This is a genomic window from Providencia xihuensis, assembly GCF_041953405.1.
Classification (GTDB): Bacteria; Pseudomonadota; Gammaproteobacteria; order Enterobacterales; family Enterobacteriaceae; genus Providencia; species Providencia vermicola.
In genome coordinates, this window is record NZ_CP169565.1 from 3205286 (window position 1) to 3225501 (window position 20216).

Annotated in this window: 20 protein-coding genes and 1 other annotated feature; of the genes, 14 read left to right on the plus strand and 6 right to left on the minus strand. The window is 42.1% G+C overall.

Features of this window, described 5'->3' with window-relative positions; genetic code table 11:
- The first annotated feature begins 233 nt into the window (after positions 1 to 233).
- The 6 genes from ACE2AL_RS14395 (at position 234) to artM (ending at position 5673) form a co-directional block, all read left to right on the plus strand.
- Complete coding sequence (locus ACE2AL_RS14395) at positions 234 to 1133, plus strand: lysine exporter LysO family protein (RefSeq protein ID WP_206085429.1); 900 nt, start codon at positions 234 to 236, stop codon at positions 1131 to 1133.
- 51 nt (positions 1134 to 1184) lie between these two features.
- Positions 1185 to 2666: a DUF2867 domain-containing protein gene (locus ACE2AL_RS14400; protein WP_206085428.1), complete on the plus strand. Its 1482-nt coding sequence runs from the start codon at positions 1185 to 1187 to the stop codon at positions 2664 to 2666.
- A 98-nt stretch (positions 2667 to 2764) separates the two neighbouring features.
- Positions 2765 to 3493: an arginine ABC transporter ATP-binding protein ArtP gene (gene artP, locus ACE2AL_RS14405; protein WP_206085427.1), complete on the plus strand. Its 729-nt coding sequence runs from the start codon at positions 2765 to 2767 to the stop codon at positions 3491 to 3493.
- An 18-nt stretch (positions 3494 to 3511) separates the two neighbouring features.
- On the plus strand, positions 3512 to 4255 hold the full coding sequence (gene artJ / locus ACE2AL_RS14410) for an arginine ABC transporter substrate-binding protein (RefSeq protein WP_206085426.1): 744 nt from the start codon (positions 3512 to 3514) through the stop codon (positions 4253 to 4255).
- 12 nt (positions 4256 to 4267) lie between these two features.
- Positions 4268 to 5008 carry an arginine ABC transporter permease ArtQ gene (artQ, locus tag ACE2AL_RS14415; RefSeq protein WP_047756239.1) on the plus strand — a complete coding sequence of 247 codons (741 nt, stop codon included), beginning with the start codon at positions 4268 to 4270 and terminating at the stop codon, positions 5006 to 5008.
- Positions 5005 to 5673, plus strand: a complete 669-nt coding sequence (gene artM, locus ACE2AL_RS14420) for an arginine ABC transporter permease ArtM (RefSeq protein WP_206085425.1) — start codon at positions 5005 to 5007, stop codon at positions 5671 to 5673. The genes artQ and artM overlap by 4 nt, the downstream gene beginning before the upstream one ends.
- Positions 5674 to 5740: 67 nt before the next feature.
- Here artM and rlmC read toward each other — a convergent pair whose 3' ends face one another.
- The 3 genes from rlmC to ACE2AL_RS14435 form a co-directional block, all read right to left on the minus strand.
- Complete coding sequence (rlmC, locus tag ACE2AL_RS14425; protein WP_349415412.1) at positions 5741 to 6874, minus strand: 23S rRNA (uracil(747)-C(5))-methyltransferase RlmC; 1134 nt, start codon at positions 6872 to 6874, stop codon at positions 5741 to 5743.
- A 9-nt stretch (positions 6875 to 6883) separates the two neighbouring features.
- On the minus strand, positions 6884 to 7399 hold the full coding sequence (locus ACE2AL_RS14430; protein WP_206085423.1) for a YbjN domain-containing protein: 516 nt from the start codon (positions 7397 to 7399) through the stop codon (positions 6884 to 6886).
- Positions 7400 to 7521: 122 nt separating this feature from the next.
- Positions 7522 to 7857, minus strand: coding sequence for a YbjC family protein (locus tag ACE2AL_RS14435; protein ID WP_349415413.1), 336 nt, complete (start codon positions 7855 to 7857; stop codon positions 7522 to 7524).
- Between the two features lie 158 nt (positions 7858 to 8015).
- Between ACE2AL_RS14435 and ACE2AL_RS14440 the strand changes: the two genes are divergently transcribed.
- A complete protein-coding gene (locus tag ACE2AL_RS14440) occupies positions 8016 to 8279 on the plus strand; it encodes a GrxA family glutaredoxin (protein WP_047756603.1) in 264 nt (87 codons plus the stop codon).
- A 253-nt stretch (positions 8280 to 8532) separates the two neighbouring features.
- Here the strand turns inward: ACE2AL_RS14440 and ACE2AL_RS14445 are convergent, their stop codons facing one another.
- Positions 8533 to 8961 carry a secondary thiamine-phosphate synthase enzyme YjbQ gene (locus tag ACE2AL_RS14445; protein WP_206085421.1) on the minus strand — a complete coding sequence of 143 codons (429 nt, stop codon included), beginning with the start codon at positions 8959 to 8961 and terminating at the stop codon, positions 8533 to 8535.
- Between the two features lie 193 nt (positions 8962 to 9154).
- Between ACE2AL_RS14445 and ybjG the strand changes: the two genes are divergently transcribed.
- From ybjG to ACE2AL_RS14460, 3 genes are all read left to right on the plus strand, one after another.
- A complete protein-coding gene (gene ybjG / locus ACE2AL_RS14450) occupies positions 9155 to 9763 on the plus strand; it encodes an undecaprenyl-diphosphate phosphatase (RefSeq protein ID WP_375083630.1) in 609 nt (202 codons plus the stop codon).
- Positions 9764 to 10615: 852 nt separating this feature from the next.
- Positions 10616 to 11932 (plus strand): serine/threonine transporter, encoded by a 1317-nt coding sequence (locus ACE2AL_RS14455; protein WP_206085419.1) that lies wholly within the window; start codon positions 10616 to 10618, stop codon positions 11930 to 11932.
- A 74-nt stretch (positions 11933 to 12006) separates the two neighbouring features.
- Positions 12007 to 13374 carry an L-serine ammonia-lyase gene (locus ACE2AL_RS14460; protein WP_375083631.1) on the plus strand — a complete coding sequence of 456 codons (1368 nt, stop codon included), beginning with the start codon at positions 12007 to 12009 and terminating at the stop codon, positions 13372 to 13374.
- A 230-nt stretch (positions 13375 to 13604) separates the two neighbouring features.
- Here ACE2AL_RS14460 and ACE2AL_RS14465 read toward each other — a convergent pair whose 3' ends face one another.
- Positions 13605 to 14810: a serine hydrolase gene (locus ACE2AL_RS14465; RefSeq protein ID WP_206085417.1), complete on the minus strand. Its 1206-nt coding sequence runs from the start codon at positions 14808 to 14810 to the stop codon at positions 13605 to 13607.
- Positions 14811 to 15040: 230 nt separating this feature from the next.
- Between ACE2AL_RS14465 and ACE2AL_RS14470 the strand changes: the two genes are divergently transcribed.
- Positions 15041 to 15664, plus strand: coding sequence for a glutathione S-transferase family protein (locus tag ACE2AL_RS14470; RefSeq protein WP_349415416.1), 624 nt, complete (start codon positions 15041 to 15043; stop codon positions 15662 to 15664).
- On the opposite strand, the gene ACE2AL_RS14475 is transcribed toward ACE2AL_RS14470, so the two are convergent.
- Positions 15657 to 16484, minus strand: a complete 828-nt coding sequence (locus ACE2AL_RS14475) for an SDR family oxidoreductase (protein WP_375083632.1) — start codon at positions 16482 to 16484, stop codon at positions 15657 to 15659. The genes ACE2AL_RS14470 and ACE2AL_RS14475 overlap by 8 nt on opposite strands.
- A gap of 267 nt (positions 16485 to 16751) precedes the next feature.
- Positions 16752 to 16878 (plus strand) — a sequence feature (His leader region).
- Between the two features lie 40 nt (positions 16879 to 16918).
- On the opposite strand from ACE2AL_RS14475, the gene hisG reads away from it, so the two are divergent.
- The 3 genes from hisG to hisC are packed head-to-tail and all read left to right on the plus strand — an operon-like array spanning position 16919 to position 20215.
- Positions 16919 to 17818, plus strand: a complete 900-nt coding sequence (hisG, locus tag ACE2AL_RS14480) for an ATP phosphoribosyltransferase (protein ID WP_206085414.1) — start codon at positions 16919 to 16921, stop codon at positions 17816 to 17818.
- A gap of 6 nt (positions 17819 to 17824) precedes the next feature.
- Positions 17825 to 19141 (plus strand): histidinol dehydrogenase, encoded by a 1317-nt coding sequence (hisD, locus tag ACE2AL_RS14485; RefSeq protein ID WP_349422604.1) that lies wholly within the window; start codon positions 17825 to 17827, stop codon positions 19139 to 19141.
- Positions 19142 to 19144: 3 nt separating this feature from the next.
- The gene (gene hisC / locus ACE2AL_RS14490) at positions 19145 to 20215 is read left to right on the plus strand and encodes a histidinol-phosphate transaminase (protein ID WP_375083633.1); all 1071 of its coding nucleotides are present in this window, start codon (positions 19145 to 19147) and stop codon (positions 20213 to 20215) included.
- Position 20216 lies beyond the last annotated feature (1 nt).

A 20216-nucleotide genomic window follows, 5' to 3' on the forward strand; every position in this document is an offset into this window, starting at 1 on the left:
AAAAATCTTTGTGACAAAATTGCCAACTGAGTTGAGCTAGCAATAGCAGTGTTATAAAATAGTAAAACTTTCTTTTTTAGTATTTTTGACCTATTTTTCACTCAGTCACCAATAATAAAATTTTATCGAAAAAAAATGCATTAGCACGGCGAGTTAAATTTCACATAACGAAAATAAAAAAACAAATATAACTCATTGATTATATTGATGGGATAACCACTAAGGATGCGGCGATGTATTCAGGACTCTTAATTATTCTTCTACCGTTAACTCTCGGTTATCTTATTCCTATTAAAAACAAACAAATTCTTCACCGTGTGCATCAATCATTAAATTCAATGGTGTATGTGATTTTATTTTTAATGGGGATCACCCTCGCACTGCTTGAAAACTTAAGTGAACACCTCTTTTCTATTCTCATTTACGCCATTACCTTCTTTGCTTGTATTTTTTCACTTAATATTATCTCACTGTTATTACTCGATAAGTTAGATCCGTGGAAAATTCCACAACATAAGCAAGAAAAACCGCCGTCACGCATTAAAATGGTGCTTGAATCTCTACAATTGTGTGGCGTCCTGCTTTTAGGCTTTATAGTGGGCTTAACAGGTTTTGATTTTCTGCATTATGCGGATAAGGGTAGCCAGATTGCTCTAATGCTCCTGCTATTATTAGTCGGCATTCAATTACGCAACAGCGGAATGAGCATTAAACAAATTTTAATTAATCGCCGCGGGACAACCATTGCCTTTGTGATGGGAATCAGTGCATTAGCGGGAGGAGCGCTGGCGGCATTATTACTGGGCTTACCCGTTAAAATGGGGCTAGCTCTCGCATCGGGCTTTGGTTGGTATTCACTCACAGGGATCGTGTTAACTGATGCCTATGGCCCTGTGATGGGGAGCGCAGCCTTTTTTAATGACCTAGCCCGCGAGCTAGCCGCGATCATGTTGATCCCTATCATTATCAATCGCTACCGTTCAACGGCATTGGGCATTTGTGGCTCAACATCCATGGACTTCACCCTTCCTGTTTTGCAACGCAGTGGCGGTGTTTCGATTGTGCCTGCCGCGATTGTTCATGGCTTCGTACTGAGTCTTATTACGCCAATTCTTATGGCCTTCTTTACATAGGTAAAATTTCAGTCACAATAGCCGTTAATTTGCGTGAAACAGGAAATTAACATGACAGAAAAACAACGTGTTTTAGTGTTGGGCGCTAGCGGCTATATTGGTCAGAATCTTATCCCCCAACTGATTGAACAAGGTTATGACGTTACTGCGGCTGCACGTCGTGTTGATTGGATGCTTTCTCAAGGCTGGCAAGATACTCGCTGTATCTTTGTTGACTTACATGATCCTGAGACTTTAAAAGATGTCATGAAGGAAATCGATATTGTCTATTTCCTTGTGCACAGCATGGCTGACCAAGCTAATCTTATTGAGCGTGAGCGTAGCGCTGCGCGTAATGTTCAACAAGCTCTCGAAGGTTCAGATGTTAAACACGTTATTTATCTCAGCGCATTACAACATGGCCACACCTATTCCCCGCACCTGATAGCCAGGCGCTTAACCGGGGACATCCTGCGTGAAAGCAATATTCCTGTTACTGAGATTCGCTCTTCAATTATTGTTGGGTCTGGTTCTGCAGCCTTCGAAATTATGCGGGATATGGTGTACAACTTAGCGATTCTAACGCCTCCGCGCTGGGTACGCTCTAAATCATCGCCTATTGCATTGTCGAATATCCTATATTACTTAACTCAGCTCGCCAAAACACCAACAAATGAAAACCGCATATTTGATGCAGGCGGTCCTGAGTTTATTAGCTATCAAGAACTATTCAAACGATTTATCAAAGTTAGTGGTAAACGCCGCTTGCTGATCCCGATTCCTATTCCTATTAGCATGATTTCGGTGCATTTTATTAGCTTGATTACCTCGGTGCCACCGACTATTGCAAAAGAGCTAATTCAAGGACTACAACACGACCTTCCCGCTAACGATAAAGCACTACGAGAACTTATTCCACAAACGCTAATTTCCTTTGATGATGCAGTAAGAACCACATTAGCTGAGGAAGCAGATGCGATAGACAATGCTGATTGGGGTTATGACCCTGAAGTAAGAAAACGCTGGCGCCCAGGCTATGGCTATTATCCCAAACAAGCGGGGTCAACCCTTGGCACAACAGCGAGCTCAGAATCGCTATGGCATACCATACAACAAATTGGGGGCAAAGATGGTTATTTCTACGCCAATGGCCTATGGAAAACCCGTGCCATCATGGATGACATGATGTTGAATAAAGTCAAATATGGTCGCCCCGACAGAGAATACTTGCAACTTGGCGATGAAGTTGATGGCTGGCGAGTGATTAACCTTGAGCCGAACAAACAACTCAGTTTACTGTTTGGTATGAAAGCCCCTGGGCTGGGGCGTTTAACCTTTACTATCCACGATAGCGGCAGCCGACGCTCTATAGATGTGCGCGCTTGGTGGCACCCTGCGGGTTTTTGCGGTCTACTCTATTGGTTTGCTATGATGCCAGCCCATCTTTTTATCTTTAAAGGAATGGCAAAACGCATTAGCGACCTCGCGTTTGAACGAGATAAACAACTCGCCAAACAACAGCAAACAGATCATCCAACCGAAAAATCTGACTAATTTCAGTGTAAAAACCAATTTTTTATGCAGAAATTATTGCATAAATATGCTTACAGGATTAATATCGCTGGTAGTTAAAAAGGATATTATTGGTAAGCATGAGCATTCAATTAAAAAACATCAACTGTTTCTATGGTTCCCATCAGGCACTCTTTGATATCAATCTAGAGTGCTCTGCTGGTGAGACTATGGTATTACTCGGGCCAAGTGGTGCAGGTAAAAGTTCGCTATTACGTGTTCTCAATTTATTAGAGATGCCACGTTCAGGTCATTTGAATATTGCTGGGCAGCAATTTGATTTTTCATCGACACCAGATGCAAAGTCTATTCGTGACTTACGCCAAAATGTTGGCATGGTATTCCAACAATATAATTTATGGCCGCATCTTAGTGTGATGGACAACTTAATTGAAGCCCCATGCCGTGTATTAAAATTATCGAAGCAAGAAGCACATGCAAAAGCCGCTAAGCTTTTAGACCGTTTACGTTTATCTCAATTTGCAGACCGTTATCCACTGCATTTATCAGGTGGTCAACAACAACGTGTGGCGATTGCACGGGCACTCATGATGGAACCTAAGGTTCTATTATTTGATGAACCAACCGCAGCGCTTGACCCAGAAATTACGGCTCAAGTTGTCGATATTATTCGTGAATTGTCTGCGACAGGTATTACGCAAGTGATCGTCACTCACGAAGTGGAGATTGCTCGCAAAACCGCTAGCCGTGTGGTGTATATGGAAAACGGCCATATCGTAGAACAGGGAGATGCTAGTCGTTTCTCAGCACCTCAAACTGACGCCTTTGCAAATTATCTGTCACATTAATAGATATAGGATTAAGCAATGAAAAAAATTATATTAGCTGCGCTGCTGGGCGCTGTAGCCCTATCGGCAACTGCTGCGGAAAAAGAAACCATTCGTTTTGCAACTGAAGCAACTTACGCGCCGTTTGAAATGTTTGATAAAAACAATCAAATCGTCGGTTTTGACGTTGATTTAGCTAATGCGATGTGTGAAAAAATGAATGCGACCTGTACATTTACTCACCAATCTTTCGATAGCTTAATTCCCAGCCTGAAATTTCGTCGTTTTGAAGCATTAATGGCAGGTATCGACATTACCCCTGAGCGTCAACAACAAGTAGACTTCACCGAAACTTATTACCCTAACTCTGCAGAATTTATTGCAGTGAAAGAAAAAATTAGCTCCGTTGACCAGCTGAAAGACAAAAGAATCGGCGTCCAAAACGGAACCACACACCAAAAATATATCATGGAACAACATAAAGGCATGACCACTGTGCCTTATGATAACTACCAATCTGCGGTTTTAGACCTGCAAAATGGCCGTATTGATGCTGTATTCGGTGACACTGCCGTTGCTGACGAATGGTTAAAAACCAAAGGCAACGAAAACTTAGCCGCTGTAGGTGAGAAAGTTACCGATCCACAATACTTCGGTATCGGTTTAGGTATCGCAGTGCGTAAAGGAAATAAAGAGTTGTTGGATAAAATGAATAAAGCCTTAGCAGAAGTTAAAGCTGACGGCACTTATGATGCTATCCACAAAAAATGGTTTCAACAGTAATCGATATAATTAATGAACAACCTTCTATTTTTAACAAGTGCCGCCGGTATCACCGTCGGCCTTGCTGTTTCTGCCCTAATCTTGGGTTTAATTCTTGCCATGCTATTTACCGCATGGGAGTCTGTCCGCTTTAAGCCAATTGCCTTTTTAGGCACGTGCTGGGTGACGCTAATCCGTGGGTTACCTGAACTGCTGGTCGTCCTATTCGTCTATTTTGGGACATTACAGCTTATCAACCTACTCGGGGATGGGTTTGATATTAACCTCGGTTTTTGGCAAACCACAGTGCAAATTGATCCTAGCATCTTCTTTGCTGATAGCGGCGAATTTGACTACACGCCGTTCGTTTGTGGTGTCATTGCCCTTGCCCTATTGTATGCCTCTTATGCTTCACAAACGTTAAGAGGCGCACTCAAAGCAGTGCCTTATGGCCAGTGGGAAGCAGGTTTTGCACTCGGCCTCAAAAAACGCACGATTTTCTTTCGTTTTATTATGCCGCAAATGTGGCGCCATGCCCTGCCAGGGTTAGGGAACCAATGGTTAGTTCTGCTAAAAGATACCGCGTTAGTGTCTTTAATCAGCGTGAACGATTTGATGTTACAGACAAAAACTATTGTTAACCGTACTGGCGAACCTTTTACTTGGTACGTTATCGTCGGTCTGATTTACCTTGTCATTACATTGATTAGCCAACAGGTATTAAAGCGTATTGAATTGCGAACTACGCGCTTTGAACGAGGTGAATCCAAATGATTGACATGATCCTAAAAATTCTACCAGGGCTACCAACCAGTTTATCACTGACGTTCAGTGCGTTACTTGTGGCTTTTCTGTTAGCGGGATTATTTACGTTAATTTTATCCCTGAAAACCAAAGTCATTTCGCAAATTGTGAAGGTGTATATCACCATCTTTACAGGAACGCCATTATTAGTGCAGTTTTTCCTAATCTATAATGGCCCGAGCCAGTTTAAGTCGTTGCAAAACTATCCTCTATTTTGGGAGCTAATTTCAACACCTTGGTTCTGTGCAATGATTGCATTAGCGTTAAACAGTGCCGCTTATTCAACTTTACTGTTCCACGGTGCCGTAAAAGCGATTCCATCAGGGCAATGGCAGTCATGCCAAGCATTGGGGATGAGTAAAGTACAAACTATGCGCATTATCCTGCCTTACGCCTTTAAACGCTCTTTATCCTCTTATTCCAATGAAGTGGTGTTAGTGTTTAAAAGTACCTCTCTGGCCAGTACGATCACCATGTTAGACATCATGGGTTACAGTAGCCAAGTATTTGGTCAGACATGGGATGTGATGGCGTTTGTTGCGGCTGGGATTATTTATTTAGTGGTTAATGCCATCTTAACCATTCTAATGCGTTTAATCGAACGCAAAGCACTTGCTTTCGAACACCGAAATTAATAATTAATTCAATACGTTAAAGAAAGAGCTTGGCTAAACACCAAGCTTTTTTTTCATAAATTCGTTTTTAATTATTCTTTCGCTTTAGCAATGTCAGTACTTCAAAATGAGCCGTGTGTGGAAATAAATCAAACAGCTGCACCCTACACACTTGATAACCCGACAGCAATTGTAAATCTTGCGCCATAGTCTGTGCATTGCAGCTTGAATAAAGGATATATTTGGGCTGCATATGAGAAAGGTAATCACATAATGCCTTACCAATTCCTCTTCGTGGCGGATTAACTAAAATAAGCTGAGGGATATCTTGATGTGCGGTGGCAAAATGCGTTGAATCAAGGGCTTTAAACTCAACATTTTTTAATCCAATTTCATCTGCTGATTGTTGTGCGCTAGCAATGGCAGGGGCGCTGATTTCAATGCCTGTTAAACGCGTATCTTTTTCAGCGCAGTGCAATCCAAAGCCACCTACACCACAAAACAGATCCCACATACTATGAATATCTAATGCGTTAACCCACGCCCTTGCTGTTTGGTATAATTTAGCTGCGACAACAGGATTCGTTTGGAAAAAACTTTGTGGGCGAATAAATAAAGGCACTTGGTTAAACTCTTCACGCAGCGTGTGTTGCTCCGTTAAGAAAATCTCCTCATCGCCTTCAAGTATTGCCATATGCACTGGCTGAATATTTGCTGTGATCACCCCAAGTTGTGGTAATTGCGCTTGCAACCAAGGTAAAGCATTCTTGAGCTGTTCCAGTTTTTTCTCTGAGCGTAGCACAAAACGCAGCATAAACTGCCCTGTGTGCCAACTTTGTGTTAGCAACACGTGCTTGAGCTCACCACGCCTGCGTTCAATGTTATAAGGTGTGAGCCCTGCCTTTGCAATAAACGGTGTGAGTACGCTGAAAACTTCAGAAAATGCAGTGGGATATAATGGGCAGCCAGTTAAGTCGACACCTGCGCCATCTTTCCCAATAATACCTAAAATCGGCCTTTCTACACTTCCACTCACCACCATTTTGGCTTTATTACGAAAGCCTGTTTGAGGCCCTGTCACGGGTGGGGCAAAAATAGCAGGGTCGATTGTCGGCAATAACGCGGAAAGTTGCTGCTGCTTTTGGGTGATTTGTTGCTCAGGTGAGAATTCTAACCATTGGCAAGAACGGCATTCACCCGCAATATATTTTTCACAATGCATAATTAAAACTTAATGAATAATAATAGCGGGTTTATCATCTGGGGTAAGTTCGGATTCATCCTCGCCATTATCCTCTTCTTCACTAAACTCATCTTGAGCTGCATACAGTAAATTATTACTAAAGATCTCAAAGACAATCGCTGAAATTTGGTCTTCTGCTTGCTGAAGGAAATGGCAGAATTGGCGATAGGTCATCCCAGCCTCTAATGAAAATGACTGGCTAACCACTAACTTTGGCAGGTTTTCATCATTTATTTCGAGAAAAACTTTTGCCGTCAATGAACTCGCGTTAATTTGGCTAATATTAGCAACTAATGTAATTATCGCGGTGGGTTTTAGCTCCGCTAATGCGGACAATACCAACACATTATTGACGATATCGAGTTTTGCATCAAAAATTCCCTCAATATTTTGCATATGAGGTAAATGCAGCGCAGCACAAGAGTCGCACTCGAAATAAGACGTTTTGAGTTGTTCTAACCATTCACGTAATTGTGCAATGTCAGGGTAACGAATAGAATCCATGGGCAGTAACCTTCTTCAACTCAAAAATAATAATGCAAAAACAGTTTGCTAGAGAATGACATCCCCAGCGCAAAGCGGGTAATTTTCACACATCACCAAGAAAAATGCCAGCAAAACCACGGCTATTCGGGCTTTTCATCCTGTTTATCATTTTGAATATTATTTTTTTTATTCCTCGGGTTTTCTGACTGCTTATTATCTATACCTAAAAAAGTTAACCCATGAATAGCTCGCCACACAATATTAATCATTGCAGGGACCAAACACCCAATCGCAACCATAATAATGGTCACTATCGCCCCTTGGTGCATAAGTGGCTCAGGCAAAACAATATAATCATTCAGCGTGAGTAAGATTAAAATCAAGAGGACTATCCCAACACCTTCTAAGACTAAGATAGGTTTTGGCATGTCTGCCAATGAACGCATGGTTCTCTTTGATTGTGGTTTATTGTTCATTCAACCCCCATTTCACTGTAATTTGGCATTTTACTTCACGAATTATATGACATACCTATAGCTATAAAAGGAAAATTCGACTTTTATTTCATAATTTATATAGGCATAGTATTGAGCATTGTGACTCGAATCTGAGTTTGAGATAAAAAGGAGATACTATGTATACTGTTATTTTTGGTCGCCCTGGCTGCCCATACTGTGTTCGTGCGAAAGAACTGGCAGAAAAACTGAAAAACGAACGTGAAGATTTTGACTACCGCTATGTCGATATCCAAGCAGAAGGTATTTCAAAAGAAGATTTGTCTAAAACTGTTGGTAAACCTGTGGAAACTGTCCCACAAATTTTCATTGATGAGAAGCACATCGGTGGTTGCACTGATTTTGAAGCTTACGCAAAAGAAAATTTAAATCTTTACAAATAGTTACCCCCTCTAATTTTCGATTATTAACAAGCAAAACATCTCACTACTTAGGCTGAAATATGTTTTGCTTGTTCTTTTTGTGCTATTTAAGTCAAATCCCACCCTAAATTGCATTTTTTTTCATCAACAAGAGAACTTTCCTTTTTAGATGGAGTCTTAATTTATGCCACTGCTTTTCTTTGATGTCCCCATATTGAGGAGCCCGATAGCCAACTCTCTGTTTTAATGCTATCGGGTTTTTTATTGCCTATTTCTAGCCATCGACCTCACCTTGCAATGTAATGATTACTTTGCGCTTTGTGCCAAAATTTCGATGTTCACATAAATAAATCCCTTGCCACGTCCCCATATTTAAACGACCGTTTGTCACTGGGATTGTTAAACTCGCACCCAGTAAGCTACTTTTCAGGTGCGCTGGCATATCATCACTGCCCTCATAGTCATGCTTATAATAAGGTTCATTTTCAGGAACTGCCTTATTGAAGAAGCTCTCAAAGTCTTCTCGCACGGTATAATCCGCATTTTCATTAATCGTTAATGAGGCAGAGGTATGTTGAATGAATATATTCATCATCCCAATACGAAGCGAACTGAGCTCAGGAACTTGCCTTAAAATCTCCTCAGTGACTAAATGAAATCCTCTTTCCCGCGCATTCAGCTGTATCTGTTTTTGCCACCACATTTTTTTTCCCTTCTTTCGCCAAATCGAACTTTAGATGAGTGAAATAATTATTGAGTAATTCTTAAACCACACGTAAATTTGTCGCGTAATAGTATCAATAATAAGACAAAGGGACTTTACCTGTGAAGCTTGAGACTTTAAGCTCTGTTTTTCTTTGTCTTACTGACCCACTCTCTGTCTGAGGTACGAAACTGTGCTGGAACAACTCAATCTTGATCTGTTTAACTTGATCAATGCCGCACCTGAAACTGCAAGCGGAACGATTGCGATGGCGAATGTAATTGCTAAGCGCTTAGTTCTTATTTTCCCAATATTTACAGTTGCTTGTTGGTTTTGGGGTGCCCAGCCAAACATGACTCGCCAACGCGCTTTTGCCTGTAAAGCGGCGATTGCCATTGTGTTAGGGCTTACTATTTCATGGCTAATTGGCTATTTTGCCCCCCATGACCGCCCATTTGTGATGGAGATCGGCACTAATTTTTCTGATCACGACGCAACACCATCATTCCCAAGTAACCACGGCACTATCGTATTTACCTTTGCATTTGCTTTCTTATTCTGGCTACGGACTTGGGTTGGCCTTGTGATGATGATCCCTGCCATTGTGATTGCTTGGTCACGAATTTACCTTGGTGTTCACTGGCCTTTAGATATGGCAGGCGCATTTATCCTTGCTATCGTTGCCTGTGGTTTAGCTCAAATTTTGTGGTCACTTGGCATTAGTAAAATCCAAGCACCAATCACCCAACTCTATCATCTCATCTTTGGTTCATTCATTCGCAAAGGTTGGTTCCAACCTTAATCATTTCTTTTTAAGTACTGGTGGCAATAAACATCAGTACTTTTCCACTTTTAAAAAATTGCGCCAAATCAAACTTTCTCTTTATTTTTTTATCGTTATATAAAATTAATTTTAAATTATCAAATTAATTAATAAACAACTCTGTAACAAATATTTTGTTACCTTTTTTAATTATTTTTTTCGACGCAAAAAAAGTGCACTAAATACTATCTAAAAAAACAAAAATTAATTAATATGTGCCCCTAAAATCAGGGCGAAATGGCCTAATTAATCACTCACTAAATCATTATTGAAATTTAAAATTAACAGTTGATTATCAATAAGTTAAACAAACTCATTCATACATCCTATGTAGCAGTATCACAGTACAGCTCAATAATTAGATTAATATAGATTACAAATCAAACAACACAAAAATATTCATTAATATAATAATATTTTTCTCACAGAATATTATTCTACCCTTGTTTATTTTAATGAATTGAATTTTCCAAACAGGAAAAACATGACAATAAATAATCTTAAGTTAAATTTCATTAACAATTTTATAAAATCTGATGTTTCTACGCAATCTCAGGGGATATTTCTCTTTTGAGATAATGATCACGGCATTTTGTTCTGGTAAAATATAAATTCACACCCTCAAAAACCAGATTTAAAAATAACTGATAAAATTACAAAACTGATTGAAAATGAATTTAGTCCAAATTTTAGTTTTATTTCCAATCAGATTGTTACGTAAAAGAAAGCCCTTTTTATTAAGAGATTATTCGTACCAAAAGATTAAAACCCAGTAACGCCTTTGGCTGTTACTTAAAATGAATTTTTTGACTTTTATTTTTGGAGACTATTATGGATGCAACTAAAGTTGGTTCCATCGACAAAACAGCCTCGCAAACAGGGAGCAGTAAAGCTTGGCGTAAAACTGACACAGTATGGATGCTGGGTTTATATGGTACAGCTATCGGTGCTGGTGTTCTGTTTTTGCCTATTAATGCGGGTATGAGCGGATTACTTCCTGTTCTATTGATGCTTGTTCTAGCCTTCCCAATGACATTTTTTGCTCATCGTGGCTTAACACGTTTCGTTCTTTCTGGTTCTAAAAAAGATGGCGATATCACTGAAGTTGTTGAAGAACACTTTGGACGTACCGCGGGTAACTGGATCACTCTGCTGTATTTTTTTGCTATTTATCCTATTCTGCTCGTTTATGGTGTTTCTATCACCAATAACGTCAATAAATTCTTAACCGAATTATTAGGTGTTGGTGCACCACCACGTTGGTTACTGGCCTTAATTCTGGTCGGGGGCGTTATGGCTATCGTTGCTTTCGGTGAAAAATACATCGTTAAAGTCATGAGTATGCTGGTGTTCCCATTCATTGCAGTGCTGGTTGCATTCTCTTTATATATGATCCCGCACTGGTCTGGTGATGTACTGAATACCTTAACCTTCGAAGGCATCGCAGAAGCTACCAAAAATACTGGAGGTCAAAGCATTTGGATCACCATTTGGTTAACCATCCCCGTCATGGTATTCGCCTTTAACCACTCACCAATTATCTCTGCATTCTCTGTCGCAAAACGTGAAGAATACGGCGATGAAGCAGAACAAAAATGTTCACGTATTTTAGCATCAGCACACATCCTGATGGTTCTGACAGTCATGTTCTTTGTGATTAGCTGTGTGTTTACGTTATCTTCAGCTGACCTTGCGCAAGCAAAAGCACAAAACATCAGTATCCTTGACTATCTGTCTGGCTATTTTGATCAGCCATTCATCAAATATGCAGCAGCAATCATCGCATTTATTGCTATTATCAAATCATTCTTAGGCCACTATTTAGGTGCTCGTGAAGGTTTCAATGGTTTAGTTGAACGTGCATACCGTGCAAAAGGCAAAACTGTCGATATTCGCAAATTAAACCGCGGCACCGCTATCTTTATGTTAGTGACGACTTGGATTGTTGCGACATTAAACCCAGGTGTTCTGGATATCATCGAAAGTCTTGGTGGCCCTGTTATTGCTATCTTACTGTTCTTGATGCCAATGTATGCCATCAGTAAAGTCCCTGCAATGCGTAAATACTCAGGCAAAATCAGCAATGTATTTATCGTAATTATGGGTCTGGTCGCTATCTCTGCGGCGACATATAAGTTATTCTTCTAATTGAAGCCCCAGGTAGCTATTAATAATGATAGCTACCTGATTTCAATGACTTTCTACAAAAGGAAGCACTGAATATGATTAGTGTATTTGATATCTTCAAAATCGGTATCGGCCCTTCAAGTTCTCACACCGTCGGCCCAATGAAAGCGGGCAAACAATTCGTTGATGACCTTATCGCGCAAAATTTACTGGCTAACACAACGCGCATAGCCGTTGACGTTTACGGCTCGCTGTCCCTGACAGGTAAAGGCCATGCTACCGATATGGCTATCATCATGGGTCTTGCGGGTAACTTACCCGATACCATTGATATTGACGCTATTCCTGCATTTATGCGCAACGTCGAACAAACAAGTAAACTTTTACTTGCTCAAGGGCAACATGAAGTCGATTTCCCTGTCGATGGCGGCATGAATTTTCACAGCACAAATTTACCACTCCATGAAAATGGCATGACAATCACCGCATTTGCGGGTGATAACGTTCTGTATACCAAAAATTATTACTCGATTGGCGGCGGATTTATTGTTGATGAAGAACATTTCGGTAAAATCGACGAAAATGCCGTTCAAGTCCCTTATCCTTTTAAATATGCAGCTGATTTACAAAAGCATTGCAAAGAAACGGGGTTATCACTTTCTGCGCTCGTCATGCAAAATGAATTAGCATTACGCAGCAAAGATGAAATCCAACAATATCTTTCCTCCGTTTGGGATGTGATGAAAGCAGGCATTGAACGTGGGGTCACTACGGAAGGCCTATTACCTGGTCCACTGCGTGTTCCGCGTCGTGCAGCCGCGTTACGCCGCCAACTTGTCACCACGGATAGCACCAACATGGATCCAATGGCAGTTATTGATTGGATCAATATGTACGCCCTTGCGGTCAATGAAGAGAACGCTGCGGGTGGACGTGTAGTGACAGCACCAACAAATGGGGCTTGTGGTATCGTTCCTGCGGTACTCGCCTATTACGATAAATTCATTCGCCCTGTGAATGAGAACTCCTATACCCGCTATTTCCTAGTTTCTGGTGTGATTGGTGCATTATACAAAATGAATGCCTCCATTTCAGGGGCGGAAGTCGGTTGTCAAGGTGAAGTGGGCGTTGCCTGTTCAATGGCGGCCGCTGGGCTTGCTGAATTAATGGGTGGTAGCCCTGAGCAAGTGTGCATCGCCGCGGAGATTGCGATGGAGCATAACCTCGGCCTTACTTGCGACCCTGTTGGCGGCCAAGTTCAAGTGCCTTGTATTGAACGTAACGCAATTGCCTCTGTTAAAGCCGTTAACGCCGCACGTATGGCATTACGCCGCGTCAGTGATCCACGTGTTTGTCTCGATAAAGTCATTGAGACGATGTATGAAACGGGTAAAGACATTAACGCTAAATATCGCGAAACCTCCCAAGGCGGTTTAGCAATTAAACTCGCGCACTGTGAATAATTTATTCACTAACTTATAAAAAACGCCTGCAGTTGCAGGCGTCAGACTGCAGACAAACCGATAAGGTTTGACGGCAGGTTGGATAGGTTTTGAAAATAAATTAGGAAAATCAATTTATTGATTTTCGGCTGATAACACAAAGCAGGAAAAACCACGCTTTTATCCTGCTTTGTCAACAACCTCACGCCTGCAGTTGCAGGCGTTTTCGTAATTCAAACATGGCGGATTAATTAACCAAAAATTGCACTCCACCAGCCACTAATGGTTTTCATAATATAATCCCAAATACGTCCAAAGAATCCCGCTTCTTCAACCGCTGATTTTGCCACAAGTGGGTGCTGCTCAATCACTTCATCATTAAGAATAAAGTTAATCGTCCCAACGGCTTGATTTTTCGCTAATGGTGCTTCTAACGAATCATTGGTCATCTGAATATCGACTTTCAGATTTTTCAACTGACCTTTAGGGATAGTCACAGACACATCATCCGCCACGCCTAATGCCACTTCAGAGCTATCTCCAAACCAGACACGCTGCTTTTTCAATGTCGCATCTGCTTTAATTGGTGTGACTGTTTCGAAAAAACGGAAACCCCAAGTCAGTAACTTTTCACTTTCGGTAAAACGTACACGGTCACTTGGCGCGCCAAGCACAACCGAAATCAAACGCATATCCCCTTCTGTTGCTGACGCCACTAAATTATGGCCAGCACCGCTCGTGTGCCCCGTTTTCACGCCATCCACTTTTAAATTTTGATTCCATAACAAACGGTTACGGTTAGGCTGGCGAATTTTGTTGAAGGTAAATTCTTTTTCTTTATGCAGCGCATATTCATCAGGTACATCGCGGATCATCGCTTGTGTTAATAACGCCATGTCGCGAGCCGTACTAAATTGCCCTTCAGAATCGAGCCCATGGACGGTTTTAAAATGTGTGTTCTTCAAACCAATTTGTTGAACATATTGGTTCATCAAACTCACAAACGAATCTTGGCTCCCTGCAACGTAGTCCGCAAGAGCAATACTGGCATCATTACCTGATTGAATAACAATCCCTTTGTTCAAATCCAATACCGAAACACGGTCTTTTGGCTTCAAAAACATCAACGAAGAGCCTTTCAGGACAGGATTCCCTGTCGCCCATGCATCCTCCCCGACTGTTACCATATCTTGCGTGGTTATTTTCCCCGCCTTCACTGCCTGCCCCACCACATAACTTGTCATGATCTTGGTTAAACTGGCTGGGTCTAAACGCTCATCAGGGTTGCCTGATGCTAAAATCTTCCCGCTGTTGTAGTCCATCAGGACATATGCTTTGGCATCGATTTGAGGAGCAACCGGTGTCTCGGCCGCATAACCACTGGTGCTAACGGCCATCAAAAGACTCAACCCAATACCAGCGCGGCGGGTTTTTAGGGACAACATTTTTTTACTCATCGGTTATTCCTTCACTTAATGCTAAATATTTAAAATGACTATCTTCTTACTCACCATCACTAAACGATGAACCCTTCGCCGTGATAAAAATTGCTAACTCATCATAATATAAGGCTTTATTTCCACTAAGACCACCTATAGGAAATAAAGATTTGCCTGAAAGCGAATTTAATCTATCTTAACTATGGTTAATGATATGGCTAATGACAAAAATCAATTAGGAGACTGCAATGTTAACTGTCTGGGGACGTGCCAATTCTTCCAATGTCAAAAAAGTACTTTGGTGCTTAGAAGAATTAAATGTGGCTTATAATCAAAAAGATGTGGGTGGCCCATTTGGTGGGCTTGATACACCTGAATACAAAAAAATGAATCCAAACAGCACAATCCCAACTCTACAGGATGATGACTTTGCTCTGTGGGAATCAAATGCAATTTTACGTTACCTTACGGAAAAGTTTGATCACTCTCACTTATTACTGGCTAAGGATGTACAAGAAAGAGCAGCAGCAGATAAATGGATGGATTGGAGCAACGCGAATTTGTTTGATCACATTAAACAGATGATGAACAAAATCGTCCGTGTCCCAGAAGCCGATAGAGACCCAGAGCAAGCAAAAATCATTTATGCCAATATCAACAAATTACTGCAAATTGCTGATGATGCCTTAGCCCATCAGGCGTATTTTAGCGGTGATAAATTCGGTATTGCCGATATTGCCATTGCGCCATTATTTTACCCATGGCACGAAATTGTCACCGAACGCCCTGAGTTTAAAAACTTAGAGCGCTGGTACCAACAGCTCACCACACGCCCTGCGTTCCAAAAAATTGTGATGATCCCAATTAAATAGTCATCAACATGCTATTCGGGTTTGGATATTGGTATTCGAACCCGATTTCTTGGCAAATTCGATTGCCGTTAATCCACTTTCCTTCCGCTTCATTCACTGAGTCAATAAATTCAGGAGGAACGAGCCCCAATGATTTCGCCGCTTGGGTATAAAACGCTCGTCGCGTTGGGTGAATAGGTGCGCACAAATTATAAAGATGTCCGCCCTCTGATTGGTTAAGTAATGCAAGAATAGCTTCAATAACATCATCTTGATGCACCATATTCACAGGCTGCATGGCACCTTTAACCCCTGTTTTGCCAGCTAAAAAACGCCCTACATGACGTTTTTCCCCCACTAACCCCGCTAAACGCAGTATATCCACCGAGATATTTGGCAATTGATGTAACCAGTTTTCGGTATCAATCAACGCCTGTGCGGAAGCCGTTACGCCTTCTAACGGAGAACCTTCCGTCATTTCACCATTTTGCTCACCATACACCGCCGTCGAAGAGGTAAAAATTACTTTGGGCACCTTAAAGGTAATCGCACTATTTACCAGCGTTTCAATCGCTGACACATAATGTTCCACATTCACTTTAGAGGGTGGCAACAAAATGGCTAGCGCATCACTACCTTCCATCAATTGCGTTAAATCATCAGCGTCACATTCTAGCTCAGGTGTCAGTTTTAATGAGTAACACTCAATCCCCACACTTCGAGCGGCCTCAATACCATCTGGCGTTGTTTTGGTTCCCACCACTTGGATACCTTTGGAAAGTAAAGCCTGTGCTAATGGTAACCCCAGCCAACCCAATCCAATAATTGTGACTTTTTTCATGCTTCGACTCCAAATCTGCTAAGGCACTGAGTTTTTTCTTAGATTAGCTGAAAACCATAAAACTTCCGAATGGATTTTCGGGGGGATTAATCACTATAAAACCTGCCCAACGAATTATTATTGGTTATTTTTTAAAAAAAGGTTGCATTCATAGGGGGAAATCGGATAGGTTGGATACCAATGAGTATTTAGTTAGCACAGTGAATGTTTAGTCATTCAGTTAAATAAGAGAACGGAAGACATTATGAATCGTATTTCACGCAACCATCATCATCACCATCATCCTGATTAGTCTTTCGGGCGATGTGTGCTGGAAGACGATCAACGAATCTTCCGGTGGCTGAAATGCAAATGAGAGAACCCTCGGAAGATAATCTTCCGAGGGTTTTTTTATATTAAAACAAAAAGTTACTAAAGGAATATGGGGTAAGGTTATGTTGGATAAATCACGTTTACGTATTGCTATTCAAAAGTCAGGTCGTTTAAGCGAAGAATCAAGAGAGTTATTGGCTCGCTGCGGGATCAAAATCAATTTACAACAACAACGTTTGATTGCTTATGCAGAAAATATGCCTATTGATTTACTTCGTGTGCGTGATGACGATATTCCAGGGCTGGTTATGGACGGTGTAGTGGACTTAGGCATTATCGGTGAAAACGTCCTTGAAGAAGAGTTATTAAATCGCCGCGCACAAGGGGAAGACCCTCAGTACAAAACATTGCGCCGCTTGGATTTCGGTGGGTGCCGCCTCTCTTTAGCTGCACCATTAGATTTTAACTATACAGGGGCAGAATGCTTAAATGGCTCACGCGTTGCCACCTCTTACCCACACTTGCTAAAACGCTACTTCGACCAAAAAGGCATTCAGTTTAAATCTTGCTTACTGAATGGTTCTGTCGAAGTCGCCCCTCGTGCTGGCTTAGCCGATGCCATCTGTGACCTCGTTTCTACGGGTGCAACCTTAGAAGCTAATGGCCTGAAAGAAGTGGAAGTGATTTATCGCTCTAAAGCGTGTTTAATTCAACGTGATGGCGAAATGTCTGCGGACAAACAACAACTTATTGACCGTATGATGACCCGTATTCAAGGCGTTATCCAAGCTCGCGAATCTAAATACATCATGCTGCACGCACCAAGTGAAACGTTGGATGATATCATCGCGCTACTGCCAGGGGCTGAGCGTCCAACTATTCTGCCGCTAGCAGGTGACCACAGCCGCGTTGCTATGCACATGGTCAGCTCAGAAACCTTATTCTGGGAAACCATGGAAAAACTAAAAGCATTAGGTGCAAGTTCAATTCTTGTTCTGCCAATCGAAAAAATGATGGAGTAAGTCATCATGGAAATGGGATTCAACCAGCCAATTCGCTGGGCAGATTGCAACGAACAACAACAAAGTGCATTACTGATGCGCCCTGCTATTGCTGCCTCTGGTAGCATTAGCACCGCAGTCAGTGAGATTATCAATCAAGTTCGTCGAGAGGGCGATAACGCCCTCCAAGCCTTAAGCCGCCGTTTTGATAAAACCGAAATTGATACCGTACGTGTTGCACCAAATGCAGTTGATGAAGCTGAAGCACGCCTCGGTGATGAGATTAAAACAGCAATGAAAACGGCCATTAGTAATATTCGCCGTTTTCACGAAGCGCAGATCCCCACCCCCATAACGGTAGAAACCCAAGCGGGTGTTGTTTGCCAGCAAGTCACACGCCCGATTGATGCAGTTGGTTTGTATATTCCAGGTGGCTCAGCGCCGTTATTATCAACGGTCATGATGTTAGGCACACCCGCTAATATCGCGGGTTGCCGCAAAATTATTTTATGTTCCCCACCCCCTATTGCCGATGAAATTCTGTATGCGGCAAAACTGTGTGGCATCACAGAGATTTTCCAAGTCGGCGGTGCGCAAGCGATTGCTGCGATGGCCTTTGGGACACAGAGCATCCCTGCAGTCGATAAAATTTTTGGCCCAGGCAATGCTTATGTGACTGAAGCAAAACGCCAAGTCAGCCAAAGCCACGAAGGTGCAGCGATTGATATGCCAGCGGGCCCATCTGAAGTGTTAGTGATTGCTGATAGCCAAGCGAACCCAGCGTTTACCGCCTCTGATTTGTTATCCCAAGCGGAGCATGGCCCAGATTCTCAAGTCATTTTATTAACCGATGATGAAAACTTCGCCCAGCGCGTGATAGCGGAAACAGAAAAACAGCTCGCCCAGCTTTCACGTGCTGCGATTGCGCGAGAAGCCCTAAACGCCAGCCGCGTCATTATTGCTGACTCTATCAAACAATGTGTGGAAATCAGTAACCGTTACGGGCCAGAACACTTGATTTTACAAACTCGTGATGCCGATGATTTAGTGGCGAACATCACCAGTGCAGGGTCTGTTTTTGTTGGTGATTGGTCACCAGAGTCTGCTGGGGATTACGCTTCAGGCACCAACCACGTTTTACCGACCTATGGTTACACAGCAACCTATTCAAGCCTCGGCCTTGCAGATTTTATGAAGCGCATGACCGTGCAAAAACTGTCTAAACAGGGTTTATTAGGCTTAGCCAACACCATTGAAACGTTAGCGCAGGCGGAACAACTGACTGCCCACAAAAATGCGGTGACTTTACGTGTCACAGAACTAAAAAAACAAAATCAGGAGTAAGTCATGAGCCAAAAATTTAATGCTGCCAGCCTTGCGCGTGAAAATGTCAAAACCATGACCCCGTATATGTCTGCGCGCCGTTTAGGGGGAAATGGGGACGTTTGGCTCAACGCTAACGAATATCCTATCGCACCAGATTACCAATTTAGTGAGCGCAACCTAAACCGTTACCCTGAATGCCAACCTGTGGCTGTAATCAATAACTATGCGGCCTACGCAGGCATTACCCCTGAGCAAGTTTTAGTGTGCCGTGGTGCGGATGAATCCATTGAATTGCTGATCCGCGCATTTTGCGAACCCGGCAAAGATGCTGTGATGTTCTGTCCTCCGACATACGGCATGTACAGCGTCAGTGCAGAAACCTTTGGCGTCGAGCAGAAAAGAATTATGGCTCTGCCAGATTGGTCATTAAATGTGGCTTCTATTCGCGAAAACCTCACAAATACTAAACTTATTTATATTTGTAGCCCAAATAACCCAACCGGCAATATCATCGATAATAAAGATTTGCAGGAAGTGTTAGAGATGGCGGCAGGCCGTGCGCTGGTAGTGGTTGATGAAGCCTATATTGAGTTTTGTCCGCAGTACAGCGTCGCAAGCTGGTTAGCAAAATACCCTAATTTGGTTATTTTAAGAACGTTATCAAAAGCCTTTGCATTAGCAGGATTGCGCTGTGGTTTCACGTTAGCATCAGCTGAAGTGATTGAGATATTATTAAAAGTTATCGCCCCTTACCCATTATCGACCCCAGTTGCGATGATTGCAGCGCAAGCCCTTGATGCACAAGGCATCGCCACCATGAAAAGCCGTGTAGCAACCGTAACTGAAAACCGTGTTGCCCTGTCTGAAGCTCTGCGTGATTTATCAGTTGTCGAAAAAGTTTACCCAAGCGAAACCAATTATATTTTGGTGCGCTTTACTGACGGCAATAAAGTGTTTAAAGCCCTGTGGGATCAAGGCATTATCTTACGTGACCAAAGCAAGCAGCCAGGACTGGAAAATTGCCTGCGCATTACTATCGGGACAGAAATTGAAAATGTCCGTGTTATTGAAGCTATTGAAGCACTTTGCTAAT

What these genes read in the sequence shown, in the direction of transcription:
- ACE2AL_RS14395 (WP_206085429.1), top strand. Translation starts at nt 234, where the DNA reads ATGTATTCAGGACTCTTAATTATTCTTCTACCGTTAACTCTCGGTTAT.
- ACE2AL_RS14400 (WP_206085428.1), top strand. Translation starts at nt 1,185, where the DNA reads ATGACAGAAAAACAACGTGTTTTAGTGTTGGGCGCTAGCGGCTATATT.
- artP (WP_206085427.1), top strand. Translation starts at nt 2,765, where the DNA reads ATGAGCATTCAATTAAAAAACATCAACTGTTTCTATGGTTCCCATCAG.
- artJ (WP_206085426.1), top strand. Translation starts at nt 3,512, where the DNA reads ATGAAAAAAATTATATTAGCTGCGCTGCTGGGCGCTGTAGCCCTATCG.
- artQ (WP_047756239.1), top strand. Translation starts at nt 4,268, where the DNA reads ATGAACAACCTTCTATTTTTAACAAGTGCCGCCGGTATCACCGTCGGC.
- artM (WP_206085425.1), top strand. Translation starts at nt 5,005, where the DNA reads ATGATTGACATGATCCTAAAAATTCTACCAGGGCTACCAACCAGTTTA.
- rlmC (WP_349415412.1), bottom strand. Translation starts at nt 6,874, where the DNA reads ATGCATTGTGAAAAATATATTGCGGGTGAATGCCGTTCTTGCCAATGG.
- ACE2AL_RS14430 (WP_206085423.1), bottom strand. Translation starts at nt 7,399, where the DNA reads ATGGATTCTATTCGTTACCCTGACATTGCACAATTACGTGAATGGTTA.
- ACE2AL_RS14435 (WP_349415413.1), bottom strand. Translation starts at nt 7,857, where the DNA reads ATGAACAATAAACCACAATCAAAGAGAACCATGCGTTCATTGGCAGAC.
- ACE2AL_RS14440 (WP_047756603.1), top strand. Translation starts at nt 8,016, where the DNA reads ATGTATACTGTTATTTTTGGTCGCCCTGGCTGCCCATACTGTGTTCGT.
- ACE2AL_RS14445 (WP_206085421.1), bottom strand. Translation starts at nt 8,961, where the DNA reads ATGTGGTGGCAAAAACAGATACAGCTGAATGCGCGGGAAAGAGGATTT.
- ACE2AL_RS14455 (WP_206085419.1), top strand. Translation starts at nt 10,616, where the DNA reads ATGGATGCAACTAAAGTTGGTTCCATCGACAAAACAGCCTCGCAAACA.
- ACE2AL_RS14460 (WP_375083631.1), top strand. Translation starts at nt 12,007, where the DNA reads ATGATTAGTGTATTTGATATCTTCAAAATCGGTATCGGCCCTTCAAGT.
- ACE2AL_RS14465 (WP_206085417.1), bottom strand. Translation starts at nt 14,810, where the DNA reads ATGAGTAAAAAAATGTTGTCCCTAAAAACCCGCCGCGCTGGTATTGGG.
- ACE2AL_RS14470 (WP_349415416.1), top strand. Translation starts at nt 15,041, where the DNA reads ATGTTAACTGTCTGGGGACGTGCCAATTCTTCCAATGTCAAAAAAGTA.
- ACE2AL_RS14475 (WP_375083632.1), bottom strand. Translation starts at nt 16,484, where the DNA reads ATGAAAAAAGTCACAATTATTGGATTGGGTTGGCTGGGGTTACCATTA.
- hisG (WP_206085414.1), top strand. Translation starts at nt 16,919, where the DNA reads ATGTTGGATAAATCACGTTTACGTATTGCTATTCAAAAGTCAGGTCGT.
- hisD (WP_349422604.1), top strand. Translation starts at nt 17,825, where the DNA reads ATGGAAATGGGATTCAACCAGCCAATTCGCTGGGCAGATTGCAACGAA.
- hisC (WP_375083633.1), top strand. Translation starts at nt 19,145, where the DNA reads ATGAGCCAAAAATTTAATGCTGCCAGCCTTGCGCGTGAAAATGTCAAA.